At 63.5% G+C, this 16755-nt stretch carries 21 protein-coding genes; 6 read left to right on the top strand and 15 right to left on the bottom strand.

The window, feature by feature from the left end; all coding sequences use genetic code 11:
- Positions 1–28 precede the first annotated feature (28 nt).
- Both ACKFR8_RS11060 and ACKFR8_RS11055 read left to right on the top strand, forming a co-directional pair.
- Positions 29–1336, top strand: coding sequence for a class I SAM-dependent methyltransferase (locus tag ACKFR8_RS11060; protein WP_296134994.1), 1308 nt, complete (start codon positions 29–31; stop codon positions 1334–1336).
- Positions 1337–1346: 10 nt separating this feature from the next.
- Positions 1347–2837 (top strand): FAD-binding oxidoreductase, encoded by a 1491-nt coding sequence (locus tag ACKFR8_RS11055; RefSeq protein WP_408930074.1) that lies wholly within the window; start codon positions 1347–1349, stop codon positions 2835–2837.
- A gap of 94 nt (positions 2838–2931) precedes the next feature.
- On the opposite strand, the gene ACKFR8_RS11050 is transcribed toward ACKFR8_RS11055, so the two are convergent.
- From ACKFR8_RS11050 to rpsH, 7 genes are all read right to left on the bottom strand, one after another.
- Entirely contained in the window at positions 2932–3312 is a 381-nt protein-coding gene (locus tag ACKFR8_RS11050; protein WP_306508339.1) for a hypothetical protein, read from the bottom strand.
- Positions 3313–3735: 423 nt separating this feature from the next.
- Entirely contained in the window at positions 3736–4182 is a 447-nt protein-coding gene (rplO, locus tag ACKFR8_RS11045) for a 50S ribosomal protein L15 (protein WP_408930073.1), read from the bottom strand.
- Positions 4183–4185: 3 nt separating this feature from the next.
- Positions 4186–4371 carry a 50S ribosomal protein L30 gene (gene rpmD, locus ACKFR8_RS11040; protein WP_408930072.1) on the bottom strand — a complete coding sequence of 62 codons (186 nt, stop codon included), beginning with the start codon at positions 4369–4371 and terminating at the stop codon, positions 4186–4188.
- Between the two features lie 3 nt (positions 4372–4374).
- Positions 4375–5004: a 30S ribosomal protein S5 gene (gene rpsE / locus ACKFR8_RS11035; protein WP_408930071.1), complete on the bottom strand. Its 630-nt coding sequence runs from the start codon at positions 5002–5004 to the stop codon at positions 4375–4377.
- 40 nt (positions 5005–5044) lie between these two features.
- Positions 5045–5446: a 50S ribosomal protein L18 gene (gene rplR, locus ACKFR8_RS11030; protein WP_408930070.1), complete on the bottom strand. Its 402-nt coding sequence runs from the start codon at positions 5444–5446 to the stop codon at positions 5045–5047.
- 3 nt (positions 5447–5449) lie between these two features.
- Positions 5450–5986, bottom strand: coding sequence for a 50S ribosomal protein L6 (gene rplF, locus ACKFR8_RS11025; protein ID WP_408930069.1), 537 nt, complete (start codon positions 5984–5986; stop codon positions 5450–5452).
- A 14-nt stretch (positions 5987–6000) separates the two neighbouring features.
- Positions 6001–6384, bottom strand: coding sequence for a 30S ribosomal protein S8 (gene rpsH / locus ACKFR8_RS11020; protein ID WP_408930068.1), 384 nt, complete (start codon positions 6382–6384; stop codon positions 6001–6003).
- Positions 6385–6694: 310 nt separating this feature from the next.
- On the opposite strand from rpsH, the gene ACKFR8_RS11015 reads away from it, so the two are divergent.
- The gene (locus ACKFR8_RS11015) at positions 6695–6943 is read left to right on the top strand and encodes a DUF6457 domain-containing protein (RefSeq protein WP_296135224.1); all 249 of its coding nucleotides are present in this window, start codon (positions 6695–6697) and stop codon (positions 6941–6943) included.
- Positions 6940–7791 carry a formate dehydrogenase accessory sulfurtransferase FdhD gene (gene fdhD / locus ACKFR8_RS11010; RefSeq protein ID WP_408930067.1) on the top strand — a complete coding sequence of 284 codons (852 nt, stop codon included), beginning with the start codon at positions 6940–6942 and terminating at the stop codon, positions 7789–7791. The genes ACKFR8_RS11015 and fdhD overlap by 4 nt, the downstream gene beginning before the upstream one ends.
- Here the strand turns inward: fdhD and ACKFR8_RS11005 are convergent.
- The 6 genes from ACKFR8_RS11005 to ACKFR8_RS10980 all read right to left on the bottom strand — a co-directional run bounded on the left by ACKFR8_RS11005 (position 7760) and on the right by ACKFR8_RS10980 (position 13842).
- Positions 7760–8545, bottom strand: coding sequence for a formate/nitrite transporter family protein (locus ACKFR8_RS11005; RefSeq protein ID WP_408930066.1), 786 nt, complete (start codon positions 8543–8545; stop codon positions 7760–7762). The two genes, fdhD and ACKFR8_RS11005, sit on opposite strands and share 32 nt — an antisense overlap.
- Positions 8546–8699: 154 nt before the next feature.
- Positions 8700–9251, bottom strand: a complete 552-nt coding sequence (gene rplE / locus ACKFR8_RS11000) for a 50S ribosomal protein L5 (protein ID WP_408930065.1) — start codon at positions 9249–9251, stop codon at positions 8700–8702.
- A gap of 1 nt (position 9252) precedes the next feature.
- The gene (gene rplX / locus ACKFR8_RS10995) at positions 9253–9567 is read right to left on the bottom strand and encodes a 50S ribosomal protein L24 (protein ID WP_005527724.1); all 315 of its coding nucleotides are present in this window, start codon (positions 9565–9567) and stop codon (positions 9253–9255) included.
- A 4-nt stretch (positions 9568–9571) separates the two neighbouring features.
- Entirely contained in the window at positions 9572–9940 is a 369-nt protein-coding gene (gene rplN / locus ACKFR8_RS10990; protein WP_296134921.1) for a 50S ribosomal protein L14, read from the bottom strand.
- 435 nt (positions 9941–10375) lie between these two features.
- Entirely contained in the window at positions 10376–12406 is a 2031-nt protein-coding gene (locus ACKFR8_RS10985; RefSeq protein ID WP_408930064.1) for a sucrose-specific PTS transporter subunit IIBC, read from the bottom strand.
- Positions 12407–12516: 110 nt separating this feature from the next.
- Positions 12517–13842 (bottom strand): glycoside hydrolase family 32 protein, encoded by a 1326-nt coding sequence (locus ACKFR8_RS10980; RefSeq protein ID WP_306508363.1) that lies wholly within the window; start codon positions 13840–13842, stop codon positions 12517–12519.
- A gap of 21 nt (positions 13843–13863) precedes the next feature.
- Here ACKFR8_RS10980 and ACKFR8_RS10975 point away from each other — a divergent pair, with 21 nt between their 5' ends.
- A complete protein-coding gene (locus tag ACKFR8_RS10975; protein ID WP_306508364.1) occupies positions 13864–14733 on the top strand; it encodes a carbohydrate kinase family protein in 870 nt (289 codons plus the stop codon).
- Positions 14730–15122 (top strand): hypothetical protein, encoded by a 393-nt coding sequence (locus tag ACKFR8_RS10970; RefSeq protein WP_306508365.1) that lies wholly within the window; start codon positions 14730–14732, stop codon positions 15120–15122. Before ACKFR8_RS10975 ends, ACKFR8_RS10970 begins: the two co-directional genes overlap by 4 nt.
- On the opposite strand, the gene ACKFR8_RS10965 is transcribed toward ACKFR8_RS10970, so the two are convergent.
- Entirely contained in the window at positions 15119–16324 is a 1206-nt protein-coding gene (locus ACKFR8_RS10965) for a hypothetical protein (RefSeq protein ID WP_306508366.1), read from the bottom strand. The genes ACKFR8_RS10970 and ACKFR8_RS10965 overlap by 4 nt on opposite strands.
- Positions 16325–16473: 149 nt before the next feature.
- On the bottom strand, positions 16474–16755 hold the full coding sequence (rpsQ, locus tag ACKFR8_RS10960; protein ID WP_296134905.1) for a 30S ribosomal protein S17: 282 nt from the start codon (positions 16753–16755) through the stop codon (positions 16474–16476).

Raw genomic sequence — 16755 nt, 5'->3', positions numbered from 1 at the left:
CGACGTAGCGAAAGAAGTATGTAGTTTTATGAGCACTCGTTTCACACCGATGACCGTGGCCGAGATTATTGACGCCTTCGTCCCCAGCCCGAACCCCTTCCGCTGGGAGGCCTTCGATGGGTCCGCTACCGGTCCTGTCGACGCGCAGTTCACCGTAAAGATCAACAGCCTGGAGGGCCTGGCCTACATTGCCACCCGGCCCGGCGACGTGGGCTTCGCCCGCGCCTACGTCACCGACGGCATCACCGTGGAGGGCGAGCACCCGGCACACCCCTACGGCATCTTCGACGCACTGCACGTCATGTACGACAAGTTCACCAAGCCGGACGTCAAGACCATGGCCCGCGTGGCGCGCTCGCTTGCCTCTATGGGCGCGTTCCAGATCCAGCCGGTCCCCGAAGTCGAGCGCGCCTCCTGGCTGCGCCGCAAGCTGCACGAGGGCCTGTCCAAGCACTCCAAGGAGCGCGACGCGGAAGTCATCTCTGACCACTACGACGTGGGCAACGACTTCTACGAGCTCTTCCTCGGTGACTCGATGACCTACACCTGCGCCTACTACCCCTCCCCCGACGCTACGCTGGAGGAGGCCCAGGAGAACAAGTACCGCCTCATCTTCGACAAGCTGCGCCTCAAGGAGGGCGACCGCCACCTGGATGTCGGCTGCGGCTGGGGCGGCATGGTGCGCTACGCCGCGAAGCGCGGCGTGAAGTCCCTCGGCGTGACCTTGTCCAAGGAACAGGCCGAGTGGGGCCAGGCCAAGATTAAGGAAGAGGGTCTCGAGGACCTGGCCGAAATCCGCTTCATGGACTACCGCGACGTCACCGAGGAGGGCTTCGACGCCATCTCCGCCATCGGCCTGCTCGAGCACATCGGCGTGAAGAACTACCCCGCCTTCTTCAGCTTCCTCAACGGCAAGCTCAAGCCGGGCGGCCTCATGCTCAACCACTGCATCACCTACCCGGACAACCATAAAACGCCGAAGGGCGGGTTCATCGACCGCTACATCTTCCCCGACGGCGAGCTCTCCGGCTCCGGCACCATCACCAAGTGCATGCAAGACGCCGGATTCGAGGTGGTCCACACCGAGTCCCTGCGCTTCGACTACATGCGCACGCTCCACGCGTGGTGCGAGAACCTCAAGGAGACGTGGGAGGAGGCCTGCTCCCTGGTGGGCCTGCCCACCGCGCGCCTGTGGGCCATCTACATGGCCGGCTCCGAGTGGGGCTTCGAGCACAACATCATCAACCTGTACCACTTCCTCGGCGTCAAGCTGGGCGACGCCGGCTCCCGCGCGGGCGTACCCGAGCGCCGCTGGTGGGAAGATTCGCGCTTCTAGGAGGAGGATTATGCTTTCGCGTCTCATCAACCGTGTCAGCGAGCACCGCAGCGTCGACGCCATGGAGATCCCGCCGGTGGGCTGGCGGGCGCACAGAGAGGGTGTGGATAAGCTGCTGCGCAGCTTCCGCGCCGTGCCCCAGGACAAGCGCGTGCGCCTGGCTAAGAAGACTTCCAATCTCTTCCGCGGCCGCAGCGGCGAACAGGTGGGCCTGGACGTCTCCGGCTTGGGCGGCGTCATCGAGGTCGATCCGCTAGCGCAGACCGCCGACGTGCAGGGCATGTGCACCTACGAGGACCTCGTCGATGCCACCCTGCCGCACGGCCTCATGCCGTTTGTGGTGCCGCAACTCAAGACCATCACCTTGGGCGGCGCGGTGACCGGCATGGGCGTGGAATCCACGAGCTTCCGCGACGGACTGCCGCACGAATCCGTCCTCGAGATGGACATCCTCACCGGCACCGGGGAGATTGTCACCTGTTCCCGCGAGGAGAACGTCGACCTCTTTCGGCTCTTCCCCAACTCCTACGGCTCGCTGGGCTATGCGGTGCGCCTCAAGATTGAGCTGCGCGCCGTCCAGCCCTTCGTGGAGCTGCGGGAGGTGCGCTTCAACGACGTGGAGGAGCTGAGTGCCGTGCTTGCCGACGTCTCCCAGAACCACACCTACGACGGCATCGACGTCCACGGCCTCGACGGCGTGGTCTTCTCCCCGGAGGAGGCCTACCTAGTCATGGCCCACTTCACCGACGAGGAGGGCCCGACCTCGGACTACACCCGGGACAAGATCTTCTACCGCAGCCTCCAGCACGCCCGGGGGATCCGCCACGACCGCCTCACGGTGCGCGACTACATCTGGCGCTGGGATACAGACTGGTTCTGGTGCTCCCGGGCCTTCGGCGCGCAGAACCCGAAGGTGCGGAAGGTCTGGCCGCGCGAGCTGCGGCGCAGCTCCTTCTACTGGAAGCTCGTGCGCTTGGACCGCACGTACGAGCTCGAATACAACTTCATTAAAAAGCCGAAGGGCTTGCCCCGCGGCGAGCGCGTGGTCCAGGACATCGAGGTCACCCCGAAGAACCTGCCGGAGTTCCTGCGTTGGTTCTTTGGGGCCTCCGACATCCAGCCGGTGTGGCTGTGCCCGATTCGCCTGCGCGAGGGCGTGGAAGAACTCGTCGGCACCGGCGACATTGCAGCAGACTCGCCCGACCCCTGGCCGCTCTACCCGCTGCTGCCGGGCCAGACCTGGGTCAACGTGGGCTTCTGGTCCGGCGTGGAGGGCAATCATGTCAATCCCTCCGCCCCCGGCAATGGTGCGTTCAACCGCGTCATCGAAGCCAAGGTCAACGAACTGGGCGGGCACAAGTCCCTCTATTCGGAGGCCTTCTACTCCCCGGAAAAGTTTGCTGAGCTCTACGGCGGTACCCTGCCGGAGACCATTAAGGCCGTTACCGACCCAGATAACCGCTTCCCCGGGCTCTACGAGAAGACGGTCAACGGCGCCTAGCTGCGCCTAGCTACCCCGCCTTTAGGCGCGCGAAACCCCGCCACCATGCTCTCCACGAGCTTGGGGCGGGGTTCACTTGTGGTTTGTCGTGCCTTTAGGCCACCGCGTCGACGCGGGTAAAGCCGTTATCCGCTAGCGCCTTCATGACGCGGTCCACAGCTGCCTGGTCGGTGTCCGGGTTGTAGGTCTCGAAGAACATGAGGTGGGCGGTGTCGGTGCCCTCGAAGCGCACGCTCACGAACTCGTGACCCAGTTCCTGGGTGGCCAGGGTCAGCTCGCGCTCCACAGCCTGCTGCGGGGTGAGTTGCTCGCCCGGGGTAGCCGCCGGCGCCTCGTCTGCCGGCACGGCGTTCTCCACGTGTGCCGCGGCCGGATGGAAGTCCACAACCTTGTTGTTATCCACCGGCGCGCTGATGCCGAAGATAGACATGATAAACGCGACCAGACCGGCAACGAAAGAAGTAAATGAAGGCACGACGAACTCCTGAGAATCAAATATTTGTAACCTGTGCAAGAAATATAGCACCCCCAGTAAATATTTGCCACTTTCTCTTAGATTCTTCAGGCCTTCCCAATCCCTGTACTGCGCTGGACCTTTGCCAAGGCCCCCACTCCTCCAACAGCTAGCAACGCTGCCACACACCCCACTGCAGGTGCAAAAAGCTGGTGAATTTATCAGGTATTCCGCAGGCTCTCGAGGAAAGGGACCGTTTGAGAAATACCCTTTAGAGCCGCCAATCGGCAAAACCCCAGGTCGCTGCATAACCTTTCGGCCATAAGGTTCCGCCCCTAAGGCACCTTTACCCCCGTCCCTAAAACGCCAAAGGCCCTCCCACCGGCCACCTGTGAAGGCGGCAGGCAGGAGGGTCCGAAGGCTCTCTACACAGCCTGGAGAGAATTACTTGGTGGTGGCGGTGCCGCCAGCGGCCTCGATCTTCTCAACAGCAGACTTGGAGAACTTGTCAGCGGTGACGTTCAACTTCACGTTGATGTCGCCGTTGCCCAGAACCTTGACCGGCTGGCCCTTGCGGACCAGGCCTGCAGCGACGATGTCGGCAACGGTGACGTCGCCACCGTTGGCGAATGCCTCTGCGAGGTCAGCAACGTTGACTACCTGGTACTCAACGTGGTTCGGGTTCTTGAAGCCCTTAAGCTTCGGCAGACGCATGTGAATCGGCATCTGGCCACCCTCGAAAGCAGCGGAAACCTGCTTACGAGCGCCGGTACCCTTGGTACCACGGCCGGCGGTCTTACCCTTGGATGCCTCACCGCGGCCTACGCGGGTCTTGGGCTTGTTTGCTCCTGCGGTCGGGCGCAGGTCGTGGAGCTTGATGATATCAGCCATGGTTTACTCCCCTGCCACTTCTTCGACGGTGACCAGGTGACGCACCTTGTGAACCATGCCGCGCACGATCGGGGTGTCCTGCTTGACCACAGTGTGTCCGATGCGCTTGAGGCCGAGAGCCTCAATGTTCTTGCGGTGGTTCGGCTTGGTGCCCACAAGGCCCTTAACCTGAGTAATCTTCAGAGCCATTGCTTATGCCTCCTGACCTGCGCGCTTGCGCAGCATCTGGGCCGGTGCAACCTCTTCGAGGGACTTGCCACGACGTGCGGCAACTTCCTCCGGGCGAACCAGCTGCTTGAGGCCGTCCACGGTAGCGCGGACGACGTTGAGAGCGTTGTCGGAGCCCAGGGACTTCGACAGGATGTCCTGCACGCCAGCGCACTCAAGCACCGGACGAGCAGCACCACCGGCGATGACACCAGTACCCGGAGCGGCCGGCTTCATCATGACGATGCCAGCTGCGTCGCGACCCTCAACCGGGTGGGTGATGGTGCCGGCAATCATCGGAACGCGGAAGAAGTTCTTGCGAGCTTCCTCGGCACCCTTCTGGATTGCGGCCGGGACTTCCTTGGCCTTGCCGTAGCCGACGCCGACCATGCCCTGGCCGTCGCCCACGACGACGAGAGCGGTGAAGGACATGTTGCGGCCACCCTTGACGGTCTTGGAGACGCGGTTGATGGTCACAACGCGCTCGATGTACTTATCGCGCTCGTTGTCCTGCTGGTTGCGGCGGTCGTTACGACGGCCGTTGTTGCGACCCTTGCGGTCGTTGTTGTTGTTCTCGGCGGAGCGTCCGCCGTCACGCTGTTCACGGTCCGACATTAGGCGTTCCTTCCGTTGATGTTTCCGTGTGCCTTAATCATTAGAACTGCAGACCACCTTCACGAGCGGCGTCGGCCAGCGCAGCAACGCGGCCGTGGTACTTGTAGCCTGCACGGTCGAAGACGACTTGCTCGATGCCAGCGGCCTTGGCGCGCTCAGCAACGAGCTGGCCTACCTTGGCTGCCTTGGCCTTCTTGTCGCCCTCGAGCGCACGCACGTCGGCCTCCATGGAGGAAGCAGCGACCAGGGTGTGGCCGGCCAGGTCGTCGATGACCTGGACGTGCATGTGGCGGGAGGAGCGGTGAATGACCAGACGCGGTGCCTCAGGGGTGCCGCGCAGGGTCTTACGGATACGGAAGTGGCGGCGCGCGCGTGCTTCACGACGACGCGTGGAAATGTCCTTGCCGACCGGGGTGCGCTTTGCGTTTTCAGTGTTAGCCATTGCTTACTTACCCGTCTTTCCGACCTTGCGGCGGATCTGCTCGCCTTCGTAACGAATGCCCTTGCCCTTGTAAGGATCATCCTTACGCAGGCGGCGAATGTACGCGGCGACCTGTCCAACCAGTTGCTTGTCAATACCAGATACGGAGAGCTTGGTTGCGCCATCCACAGCGAAGGTGATGCCCTCCGGAGCCTCAATGAGGATCGGGTGGGAGTAGCCCAGAGCGAACTCCAGGTCCTTGCCCTTCTGCTGAACGCGGTAACCAACGCCGAAGATTTCCATCTTCTTGGTGTAGCCCTCGGTCACGCCGACAACAGCGTTGTTGACCAGGGAGCGGGCCAGACCGTGCAGAGCGCGGTTCTTGCGGTCATCGTCCGGACGGGAGACCTTGATCTCATCGTCCTCGACAGCTGCGGTGATCGGCTCCGGGATCTCCACGTCCAGAGCACCCTTGGTGCCCTTGACGTTAACGACCTGGCCGTTGATGGTGATGTCGACGCCCTTCGGGACGGCGATAGGTGCTAGACCGATACGAGACATGTGTCAATCCTCCCTTACCAGATGTAGGCGAGAACTTCTCCGCCTACACCCTTCTCCTGAGCCTGGCGGTCAGTGAGCAGGCCCTGCGACGTGGAGATGATGGCCACGCCCAGGCCGCCCAGAACCTTCGGCAATTCGGTGGACTTTGCGTACACACGCAGACCCGGCTTAGACACGCGGCGCAGGCCCGACAGGGAACGCTCGCGGTTGTTGTACTTAAGCTCGAGGGACAGCTCGCGACCCTCGACGGAGTAGTCAGCGATGTAGCCTTCCTGCTTCATGATCTCGGCAATGCTTGCCTTGAGCTTAGAGGTCGGCATCGACACGGAGTCGTGGTGCGCATTAGATGCGTTGCGCACGCGCGACAGCATGTCGGCAATAGGATCAGTCATAGTCATATGAGTGACCTGTAACCTTTCTCGTTGCGGTTCCCAATGCTCACCAAAGCGTTTTCCGTGTGATTTCGGGCTACTCACGCTCCCCACGGTCAATACCGTGAGGCGCTCGCCACCCTTTGATTCAGACAACGGTCCGCTATCTACGGCGAGGGGCCTACAACAAAGTAGATGTGTTCAATTCTTCATGGCTTCGCACTTTTCCCAGCGTGGAGCCGCTTTATGCGGCGTCACGCGGGGGTTGAATGCAAGTCCAGCGCTTCACCTTACCCCCTGACATGCAGTTTTCCAAAACGCGTTAGCATGGAACGTCATGAGTGAAGAACAGGACCCCATCCGCACCGCGCACGAATGGCTCGAGGAGGCTGCTGAGCTTGTTGGCGTCTCCCCGGCCGACGCCACCGCCCTCATCAAAGAGCTGCTGGACCTGACTAAGGACGTGGCACATACGCAGTCTCGCCCCGCTGCCCCACTGACGGCGTACCTGGTGGGCTTGGCCGCCCAGGACGTCGACGAGGCCCGCGCACACATCGCTACCCTGAAGGAGGCCCTGAACCGATGAGCGGGCGCGTCAACGCCACGTTTGCTGTGACCAAGGTGCGCCTCGATGACACCGGGCAGGTCACACAGGTCGATACCCGCGGCGATACCGTCGCCGGCGAAGAACCACTGGAGCTCCGTGTCGGCGGCCAGACCCTGACCACCACGATGCGCACGCCCGGCCACGACGTCGAACTGGCCCACGGCTTCCTTCATTCCGAGGGGCACATCGACAAAGCCAGCGACGTGCAGGAGGCGCGCTACTGCGCGGGCGCGTCCGTGGACGGGCGCAACCCCTACAACCTCCTAGACCTGGAGCTCACCAACGCCCAGCCGTTCGCGCTGAAGGATCTGCGCCTGACCACCACGACGTCCGCCTGTGGGGCCTGTGGAACCTCCTCCATCGAGGCGCTGATGAAGCAAACCCGCTACGAGATTCCGCAGGTCCCGGTGGATCCGGGGGTCGTCGCCAAGCTGCCCAGTGCCTTAAGCGCCGAGCAGAAGCAGTTCCGCAAGACCGGCGGCATCCACGCCGCGGGCGCGTTTACCCTCGACGGCGAACCCATCGTCGTCCGCGAGGACGTGGGCCGGCACAACGCCGCCGACAAGGTCATTGGCCACCTGCTCATGGAGGACAAACTGCCTGCCAACGACCTCATACTAGTAATGAGCTCGCGCGCCAGCTTCGAGCTTGTCAACAAGGCAGCGATGGCCGGTTTCGGCATGCTCGTCGCGGTCTCCGCGGCGTCCTCGCTGGCAGTCGAGACCGCCCGGGAAACCGGCATGGCGCTGGTTGGCTTTGCCCGCGGGGACCGCTTTAACCTCTATTCGGGCGAGCTTAGTCGCGGTACGCTTCCGGGCCGGAGTTAAGCCAGGCGTACACGCCACCAATAAGGAAGCCTCCACCGATGAGGTTTCCTACCCACACGATGGACCAGTTGGTCAACACCGCAGCGAGGGTGAAACCCTCCGGCAGCGGACTGGCACAGAAGAAGGTCAGCACCATCAGGCAGAAGTTCGCAATAACGTGCTCCAGGCCCAAGCCCACGAAGCAGGCGATAATCGGCACGATAACAAAGAACTTGGACACGATGTCTTTAGCAAAGACCGCACCTACAATCGCCATGTTGACCACGAAGTTAGCCAGGATGGCCTCAACGAGCATCCCGCCGGGGCCCTTCTCCAGCTTGCCCATCGACAACGTGGCGATGAGATGGTTCGGGTCGATATTTCCCAGCTTCGCCGACACGCCCATAGCCGCTGCAAAAAGCACCACGCCCACCAGGTTGAACACCGTGGTGACGACCAAAAGCCACAGGCCCTTGCCCCAGCTGACCTTCTTGTTCACCGCACCGTAGACCATGTACATCATGTTGCCGGTAGCCAGGTCAGCGCCCAGAATGATGATGGCAAACAGGCCCAGGCCAAAGAGACAGGCGAAGACGAGCGGCCCCATACCGGGCATATGCTTGTCGACGCCCATACCCAGCACCGCCGCAAACGCCGTACCGATAGTCAGGTACACGCCGGCCAGCGTCGAGCGCACAGCAAAGCGGGAAAAGGATTCATCGAGAAGTGTGACCTTCTTGTTCACCGCGGCTGCTGCAGATTCGTTGAGAGACATGCTTTACCTCGCACGATAGAGTTATTGAGACTTTCCCATCGTACTCTGACGTAGGTCACTGTTCCTAGTAAGCACATCACGTGTGCGTGCCCCCAGGAATGACAAAATCCCCCGGACTCCTTTAGGAGTGCCGAGGGATTGCCTCAAGCGCTATTTACTTGAACGGGAAGCCGAGCTCGCGCAGGAGCTTGCGGCCCTCCTCGTCGTTGGTAGCGGAGGTCACGACGGTGATGTCCATACCGCGCGGGCGGTCCACCTTGTCGATGTCGATCTCGTAGAACATGGTCTGCTCAGTAAGACCGAAGGTGTAGTTGCCGTGGCCGTCGAACTGCTGGTCGCTGAGACCACGGAAGTCGCGAATACGCGGCAGCGCGATGGTCAGCAGGCGGTCCAGGAACTCCCACATGCGGTCGCCGCGCAGGGTAACGCGTGCGCCGATGGGCATGCCCTCACGGAGCTTGAAGTTAGCGATGGACTTCTTCGCGCGACGCACCTGCGGCTTCTGGCCGGTGATCGCGGTGAGGTCCTCGAGTGCGCCGTTGATCAGCTTGGAGTCGCGGGCAGCGTCGCCCACACCCATGTTGACAACGACCTTGGTGACGCCCGGAATCTGCATCACATTGTCGTACTTGAACTCTTCGTTGAGAGCCTTCTTGATTTCCTCGCGGTAGCGGGTCTTCAGACGCGGAGTGTAGTTCTCGCTCATGTTAGATGTCCTTCCCGTTGCTACGTGCGATGCGGACCTTCTTGCCGTTTTCATCGAAACGGTAGCCCACGCGGGTCGGGTTGCCCTCGGAGTCAACGATCGCAACGTTGGACACGTGGATCGGAGCTTCCTGGGTCACGATTCCGCCGGACTCGGCGCCACGCTCGGTAGCGGAGTTAGCAACGTGCTTCTTAACGCGGTTAACGCCCTCAACGAGGACCTTGTCGCGCTTCGGGTATGCCTCGATGACCTTGCCCTTCGCGCCCTTATCCGGACCCGAAATAACGATCACCATATCGCCCTTATGAATCTTCATAAGACTAGATCACCTCCGGTGCGAGAGAAACGATCTTCATGAAACGCTTATCACGAAGCTCGCGAGCAACCGGGCCGAAGATGCGGGTACCGCGCGGCTCGCTGTCGCCCTTCAGAATAACTGCGGCGTTTTCATCGAATGCGATGTAGGAGCCGTCCGGGCGACGGGTCTCCTTCTTGGCACGGACGATGACGGCCTTGACGACATCGCCTTCCTTTACGTTGCCACCCGGGGTGGCATCCTTGACAGTGGCGACGACAATGTCACCAATGCCAGCGAAACGTCGAACGGAGCCGCCGAGAACGCGGATGACGAGGATCTCTCGTGCACCGGAGTTGTCGGCGACGCGCAGACGCGATTCTTGCTGAATCACTATGGGTCTCCTGACCTGGATTAACGTGCGTCAAGATTTCCGTCCTTGACACACCTGGTCTACTTGCTTGCGTGGCATAGGTTGTGCGACGAACGCGCTGTTCACAGCGGTCGAAGGGTCTCGGTGCGGCGATTCGGAAACGCATCGCGCTGCACCGACCGGCCATATGCAACCCGTACATTCAACCACGCCATACCCCATTTCCCCAAATCCCGCACGCGCGCCACGCGCTCCCCCTCCTCGCTGTGTCACTACCCCGCTCCACATAGCCAGACCTGGAAGCCAAGCGGTGCAGGTGGGCGTCGTCAAGCGCCGGCGCCGTGCTTGACGACGCCCAGCGTGGTTCGCCTTTCAGGTCTGGACACATGGCAAGTAGGCCCGCCCTCCCAACGGCAAAGGCCCCGACGAATGCCGGGGCCTTATAGCGGTGAAGGATTAGGCGTTTGAGGCTGGAACTGCCGAGCCGCCCGCGGCCGGCGCCGCGCTGCCGGCCTCGGCGGCGGGGGCCGGCTTCGGGTCGACGGTGAGCAGGGCGTCGCCGAAGCTCACGTCCGCACCCGGGTGGTACGCCGGCAGCACCGTGCCCGTCTTCTTGGAGTTGGACACAACAACCGGGGTGGTCACCGGATAGTCGGCAGCCTTGATGGCCTCGATATCAAACTCGCAGAGGAGGTCACCCTCCTTGACCTCGTCGCCCTTGGAGACGTGAGAGGTGAAGTGCTCGCCCTTGAGGTTCACGGTGTCGAAGCCGATGTGCATGAGGATGTCGACATTGTTACCGTCGGCGTCCTTGCCGCGCACGGCGTAAGCGTGCTTGGAGGGGAAGGTGACGGTGACCTTGCCGTCGATCGGGGAGACCAGGCGGCCCTCGGTGGGTTCGATGGCACCGCCCGCACCGAGCTTGCCGGCAGCGAACATCGGGTCAGAGACAGAGGACAGCGCCACGGCGGTGCCTTCCAGCGGGGAGGCCACGCGGTAGGCGTTCGGATCAGCGGTAGCGGAGGGAACATCGCCGCCCACAGCGGTGGCGGCACCGGCCCCATCCGGGTCGATGGAGCCGTTCTTGGCAATCAGGTAGCGGCCGTAGGCAAAAGCAGCGCCGAAGGACAGGATGAGGGAGGCGAAGGCACAAACGAAGAACTGCGTGTAGTCCTCCGGGCGCATGGAGACGAAGCCGATAAAGCCGGCGGCGCCGAGGGCGGTAGCTTTGACGTCGAAAAGCGCAACGAGCGTCGCGGCGATGGCGGAAGCACCCATGCCGATGTAGAACGGCCAGCGCAGGCGCAGGTTCACACCGAAGATGGCCGGCTCAGTAATACCGAAGAGCGCGGAGACGCCCGAGGCACCGGATAGGCCCTTGAGCTTCTCGGACTTGGTGAGGAAGTACACGGCCAGGGCCACGCCACCCTGCGCGATGTTGGCAATGGACGCCACCGCGAAGATAAAGGAGCCGCCCTCGTTCCACAGCATCGTCTCAATCGGCGGGAAGGACTGGTGCAGGCCGGTAATGACAATCGGCGAGTAGAACAGGCCGAAGATGAAGCCACCGACCGGGCCGGCGAAGGTGTAGAGGTCGTTGAGCCCCGCACCCAGCATGTCGCCGGCGGTGCGCAGGACCGGGCCCACCGCGATGAAGGTGATAAAGCCCGTCACCAGCAGGGTGAGCAGCGGGGTGAGCATGAAGTCCACGGTGCCCTTGAGGTGCTTGTGCAGGAACTTCTCAATGGTGGCCAGGATCCAGGCGATCACCAGGATGGGCAGGATGGTGCCCTGGTAGCCCGCCTGGGCGACGTCCAGGCCGAAGATGTTCCAGTAGTTCATCTCCCCAGCGTCGATGGTGGCGGCGACCTGGTAGCCATTGACCAGATCCGGCATCACCATCGCCATGGCCATACCCGCGCCGAGGAACTCGTTGCCGCCAAAACGCTTGGTGGCGGTGAAGCCCACCAGGATGGGCAGGAAGGCAAACGGCGCGGAGGCCAGGAGGTTGATAAGCCCCGCCACGTCCGCCATGGCCGGGTACATCTCGATGACGGACTGCTCGCCGAACAGGCCGTTGGCGGTCAGCACGTTGTTGAGCGCCATGAGCAGACCGCCGCCGACCAGAATCGGGATGAGTGGCACGAAGATGTCCGCCAGGATCTTCACCGCGCGGGAGAACCAGTTGCCGGAATCAGCCGCGATGTCCTTGAGCTTGTCGGTGGATACAGCGATGTCCTTCGAGGTCATCTTGTTGAGCTCGTCAAAGACAATGTTGACGTCGCCCGGGCCGACGATGACCTGGAACATGCCGCCGGCCTCGAAGATGCCCTTGAGGTCCGGGTCATTTTCCAGCGCGGCCGTGTCGACCTTCTTGCTGTCCTTGAGCACCATGCGCAGGCGGGTGGCGCAGTGCGCGAGGGCGACGATGTTGTCTTCGCCGCCGATGGCTGTGAGGGTTCGCTGCGCGACTTGAGAGTGATCCATGCCGCCGTGCCTCCTAGAGTGAGATGAACTAAATAGCGTCACCTCTCATTAGACCCGACACACCAACATAAAGCCAACTATTCGGACCTATATGTAGGAAACTTCACGCCCTAACGGGCTTCCCAGCCCCGCCAGCGGGCATCGCGGGCGCCAAAGACTGCCGACGCCGCCGCAATCCGCCCCTCCCCCGCAAAGACCTCCACCGCGCAGCCGTCCGCGATGAGCTCCAGGTCTCCGGCCGGGCAGGGCACCACGCGCTCATCATCACCAGAGGCCAGGCGCAGCTCTCCCCCGCCGTAGGTGACGCGGTAGGCCTCGGCCCCGGAGGAATCGACAAGCGCGTACGTGCCCTCGCCCGCGGTCAGCGTGGCCACCGACCCGAAGCCCTCGCGGGCCGGCTCCGGCGGCACTGATGCCAGCGACCACGCCGGTGCCTGGCGCAGCTCCCCCGCCTCCAACCACACGCGCCGCGGCAGGGTGAGCGTGTGCACCCAGCCCTGGGCCACGGTCGGGGTGTCGTCCTGGGCGGGCAGCCCCATCCAGCCCAGCATGAGCGCCTCACCGTCACGCTCCAGCAGTTGGGGCGCATAAAACTGGTGGCCGTAGTCCAGCTCGCTAAAGCCGCGCTCGACGTGGAAGACGGTTCCTTCGAGGCGTCCCACGAGGTAGCCGCACTGGTCGGAGGAGGCGTAGTGCGTAGTGCCGTCGGCAAGCACCGGCTCCAATCCTTGCGGGCAGATGACCAGGACCTCCTTGTCCTGACCCGTCGCGCGGTCCCGCAGCGTGAGGAGGTTGGGGCACTCCCACATGTAGCCGCCCGGCACCATGTCCGGGCTTAAGCCCGGTTGCGCACCAGACGTGTCGAAGGTCAGCGCGCCCTGGAAGGACCATGAAGCAAGGTCCGCGGAGCGGTAAAGCACCACGTGCCCGGTCTCGTCCTCTCTCTGGGCGCCAAGGACCATGCGCCAGCCCTGAGCATCGCGGGTAATCTGCGGGTCGCGGTAATGCCCGGTAAAGCCCTCCGCGGGCCCATTGATGAGCGGGTTCGCGGCGTCGTGCTCGTAGAAGCCGCCTTCCGGGCCAGAGGCATCCACCGCGCGCACCCGGTTCTGCGACGGGATGCGCTCGCCGTCGCGCTTGAGGTTTCCGGTGTAGAAGAGCCACACGTCCTCCCCGTCGACCACCGCGCCGCCGGAGTAGCAGCCGTGCGCGTCGTGCCCACGGATGGGATACAGGGCGTCCGGGTAGTGCCGCCACGGCTCCGGCGCTTCCACGGAGGCTGCCGCATGCCCCCAGCCGGTCTGCTTCGGCGCGTGCGGGAAGCAGGGATCATGCTGGTAATAAGCATGCAGCGTGGTGCCGTCGAGGAAGAGGCCGTTCGGGTCGTTGAGGCGGCCTGTGGGGGCGGAGAGATGGTAACGCGGACGGTAGTTCATGTCCTCGATACTATGGGCTTTATGGACATTATGGTGTGTGGCGAAGGACTCGTTGACCTCGTTCCGCGCGGCCGCGGGCGGCTGGCGGACCTTACCCCGGCGCTGGGCGGTGGCCCCTTCAACGTCGCGGTGGCGGCGGGGCGCTTGGGCGCTGACGTGGGGTTTCAATCGCGGTTGTCCACGGACGCGTACGGTTGCGCGATGGTGGACCGCCTGCAGGAGGAGGGCGTGGATACCTCCCTGGTGCAGCGCGGCGAGGAGCCCACCACGTTGGCGGCGTGCGCTATCGCCGACGACGGCTCGGCCACCTACTCCTTCTACACTGAGGGCACGGCGGACCGGCTGGTGGAGCCGGTGCTTGACGACGTCTCCTGGGCCTGCTTCGGCACCGTCTCCCTTGCTCTGGAACCGGGAGCCTCACGCTACGCGGAGCTGCTTAAGGAGCTGGCCGCCCGCGGCACGAAGGTGGCTCTGGATCCGAACATCCGCCCCTTCTTTGCCACCGAGGATCACCGCGAATTCCTCTTGTCGTTGTTGCCGCACGTCACGCTGCTCAAGCTCAGCGAGGAAGAAGTCGACTTCCTTGGGGCCGAAGCCCTCGAGTCGGTTCCCGTGGTGGTGACCACCCGCGGTGGGGAGGGCCTCAGCGTGCGCGCCGGCTCGGTGACTGTCTCTGTCCCACCGGTGACCGTGGAGGTGGCGGACACCATCGGCGCGGGCGATACCGTCATGGCCGCTCTACTCGCGCAGCTAGCGCAGACGAACCCGGGCGCGCTGGGTGAATCCGAGTGGCGCGACGTACTCCACTTCGCGGCCACCGCAGCGGCAATCACGGTCTCGCGCACCGGCGCGCAGCCGCCTACCCGCGCCGAGGTGGAGGAGAAGCTGTGACCTATCCCCTGCGCACGGGCGCGCTCCACGGACTGCTCTTCCTCGTCGTCGCGGTGTCCTTCATTCTCCCCGTCGTCTTCGGGACGGGCGCGCTGCTGCCGGTGCCGGCTGCGATGGGTCTGTCCGTGCTGGTGGGCATTGCCGCGCTTGTCGACGCCTCCTTCCATGCCTTCGCCCCCGCCCAGCGCCCTACGCGCGGGCTGCGCGCCGTCTCCGCGCTGGGCGCACTAGCGCTCATCGCCGGCTGGCTGGTGTGGCTCAAGGTCTTCCGCACCATCGACCTCGTCAGCGGCGCGCCCTACCGCGTCGGGACTTTTTTGCTCGCGGTGGGCGCGGTGCTCAGCGTCTTTAGCATCGCCATCGCGCTGACCCACCGCCGGGTTCGCTAAAGGATGTCTGCCGGTATGTAGGGCATGCGCAGCGAGCCCATGGGCACGCTGACATCGCTTTGCCAGTATCCGCCCGCGCCATCAACCGGCAAGGTGACCTTCGTGCCCTCGTAGCCGTCCCACGCATCCCCTTTGTTGAGGCCGATGCATTCCTGGTTTGCTCTGACCAGCACCTTGCCCCGCGAGCCGCTCTTCTCGCCGCTCAACGTCACCGGCGAATCCAGAACCAGCATCCAGACCTCGGTGGACCCATAGCCTTCCGACACGATGTTGGGGTCATCGCCAGCCAGTTCTCGTGCCTTTGCCTTGCGGACGGTACCAGTCACGGTAGAGGGCACATCGGCTGGATTGCCGTCGACCCGCTGGCGGTTCTTGCGGTACGTGCACTTTTCGAGGTCGCCCGCGCTGGTAGCACCTTCATCAGGTGCGGGGTCTGCGCCGGAGGACGCGTCGCTTCCCCCGGGCGCCATTCCGGCCGGCGGGGTCGGGTTCGGGCCTTCCGCCACCTCGGCCTCAGCGCCGTTGTCCGCCGAGTCGGTCCCCGCGCCGGCGGCACTGATGGCATCCAGGGCGGACGTATCTCCGGTATCGGTCCACTCGATGGCTCTCGCGCCCGCCGGCCCGGCGGAGCTCGGGTCGAAAGAGGACTTGGGCCCCGCAACCAGCTTCGTGCCATCGATAGTGAACTCTGTGGCATCGTGGGAGCGACTGAGGGACTGGCCCTCGACCTGGATTAGCCCCACGCCCGATTCCGCCGCCATCACGCTAGCGCGGTATCCGCCGGCAGAGGCCGCGCCGTCCACCAGCACGTCCTTCACCGTGACTAGGTCTTGGCCGTCGTTCTCGGTGCTAAACACCGCCACCGGGTTGGGCTCTAGCGTGCCTCGGCGAACGAGCAGCTCCGGGATGTCGTCGCCCGTGGCCTCCACGAGCGCATATTGGAAGCCGGAGGGTGTCGACTTCGTGCCGTGGATAAGCCCTGCATCCTCGTTGGGGTAATTGAACTCAATGTCCCCAGGGTGGGCAATCACCTCCTCGTAGACGCTGCGGGCGTTAGCTATCGGGTCCGCGGCGGCGGGGGTCTGTTGCTGTGCGGCCGGGGAGGCGTCGTTAAGCGCAGGCTCAGAGCCCTCCTGGTTGGAGCACCCGGCGAGAGCGAGCGCGGCGGTGACGGTAAGGGCGAGCGGGGCGCGATAATTCATGTCGGTGAGAGCCTTTCTGTGAGCGAACCTCCAGCAGATTATCAGCCGCTGAGGGCAATCGCGGTGCGCGCGGGAAGCCCTCCCCGGGCATGCAAGAAGCCCCCACGCGTTTCCACGTGGGGGCTTTACTTGGGTGGGAGGGCTAGATTTTACTTAGCCTTCTCCACGATCTCGACGAGACGGAAGTGCTTGTCCTTGGACAGCGGGCGGGTCTCGGCGATGAGAACGCGGTCGCCGATGCCGGCGGTCTCGTTCTCGTCGTGCGCCTTAACCTTCTTGTTAGAGCGCATGATCTTGCCGTAGAGGGCGTGCTGCTTACGGTCCTCGAGCTCGACAACGATGGTCTTGTCCATCTTGTCGGAGACAACGATGCCGGTGCGGGTCTTGCGAGCGCCCTTTTCCTTCTTAGTGTTCACGTTTGCCTCACTCAT

Source organism: Corynebacterium axilliensis (assembly GCF_046097495.1).
Classification (GTDB): Bacteria; Actinomycetota; Actinomycetes; order Mycobacteriales; family Mycobacteriaceae; genus Corynebacterium.
This window is presented reverse-complemented; position numbering and strand designations above follow the sequence as displayed.

Coding starts and splice junctions, on each gene's coding strand:
- ACKFR8_RS11060 (WP_296134994.1), top strand. CDS start 29: ATGAGCACTCGTTTCACACCGATGACCGTGGCCGAGATTATTGACGCC.
- ACKFR8_RS11055 (WP_408930074.1), top strand. CDS start 1,347: ATGCTTTCGCGTCTCATCAACCGTGTCAGCGAGCACCGCAGCGTCGAC.
- rplO (WP_408930073.1), bottom strand. CDS start 4,182: ATGGCTGATATCATCAAGCTCCACGACCTGCGCCCGACCGCAGGAGCA.
- rpmD (WP_408930072.1), bottom strand. CDS start 4,371: ATGGCTCTGAAGATTACTCAGGTTAAGGGCCTTGTGGGCACCAAGCCG.
- rpsE (WP_408930071.1), bottom strand. CDS start 5,004: ATGTCGGACCGTGAACAGCGTGACGGCGGACGCTCCGCCGAGAACAAC.
- rplR (WP_408930070.1), bottom strand. CDS start 5,446: ATGGCTAACACTGAAAACGCAAAGCGCACCCCGGTCGGCAAGGACATT.
- rplF (WP_408930069.1), bottom strand. CDS start 5,986: ATGTCTCGTATCGGTCTAGCACCTATCGCCGTCCCGAAGGGCGTCGAC.
- rpsH (WP_408930068.1), bottom strand. CDS start 6,384: ATGACTATGACTGATCCTATTGCCGACATGCTGTCGCGCGTGCGCAAC.
- ACKFR8_RS11015 (WP_296135224.1), top strand. CDS start 6,695: ATGAGTGAAGAACAGGACCCCATCCGCACCGCGCACGAATGGCTCGAG.
- fdhD (WP_408930067.1), top strand. CDS start 6,940: ATGAGCGGGCGCGTCAACGCCACGTTTGCTGTGACCAAGGTGCGCCTC.
- ACKFR8_RS11005 (WP_408930066.1), bottom strand. CDS start 8,545: ATGTCTCTCAACGAATCTGCAGCAGCCGCGGTGAACAAGAAGGTCACA.
- rplE (WP_408930065.1), bottom strand. CDS start 9,251: ATGAGCGAGAACTACACTCCGCGTCTGAAGACCCGCTACCGCGAGGAA.
- rplX (WP_005527724.1), bottom strand. CDS start 9,567: ATGAAGATTCATAAGGGCGATATGGTGATCGTTATTTCGGGTCCGGAT.
- ACKFR8_RS10985 (WP_408930064.1), bottom strand. CDS start 12,406: ATGGATCACTCTCAAGTCGCGCAGCGAACCCTCACAGCCATCGGCGGC.
- ACKFR8_RS10980 (WP_306508363.1), bottom strand. CDS start 13,842: ATGAACTACCGTCCGCGTTACCATCTCTCCGCCCCCACAGGCCGCCTC.
- ACKFR8_RS10975 (WP_306508364.1), top strand. CDS start 13,864: ATGGACATTATGGTGTGTGGCGAAGGACTCGTTGACCTCGTTCCGCGC.
- ACKFR8_RS10965 (WP_306508366.1), bottom strand. CDS start 16,324: ATGAATTATCGCGCCCCGCTCGCCCTTACCGTCACCGCCGCGCTCGCT.
- rpsQ (WP_296134905.1), bottom strand. CDS start 16,755: ATGAGTGAGGCAAACGTGAACACTAAGAAGGAAAAGGGCGCTCGCAAG.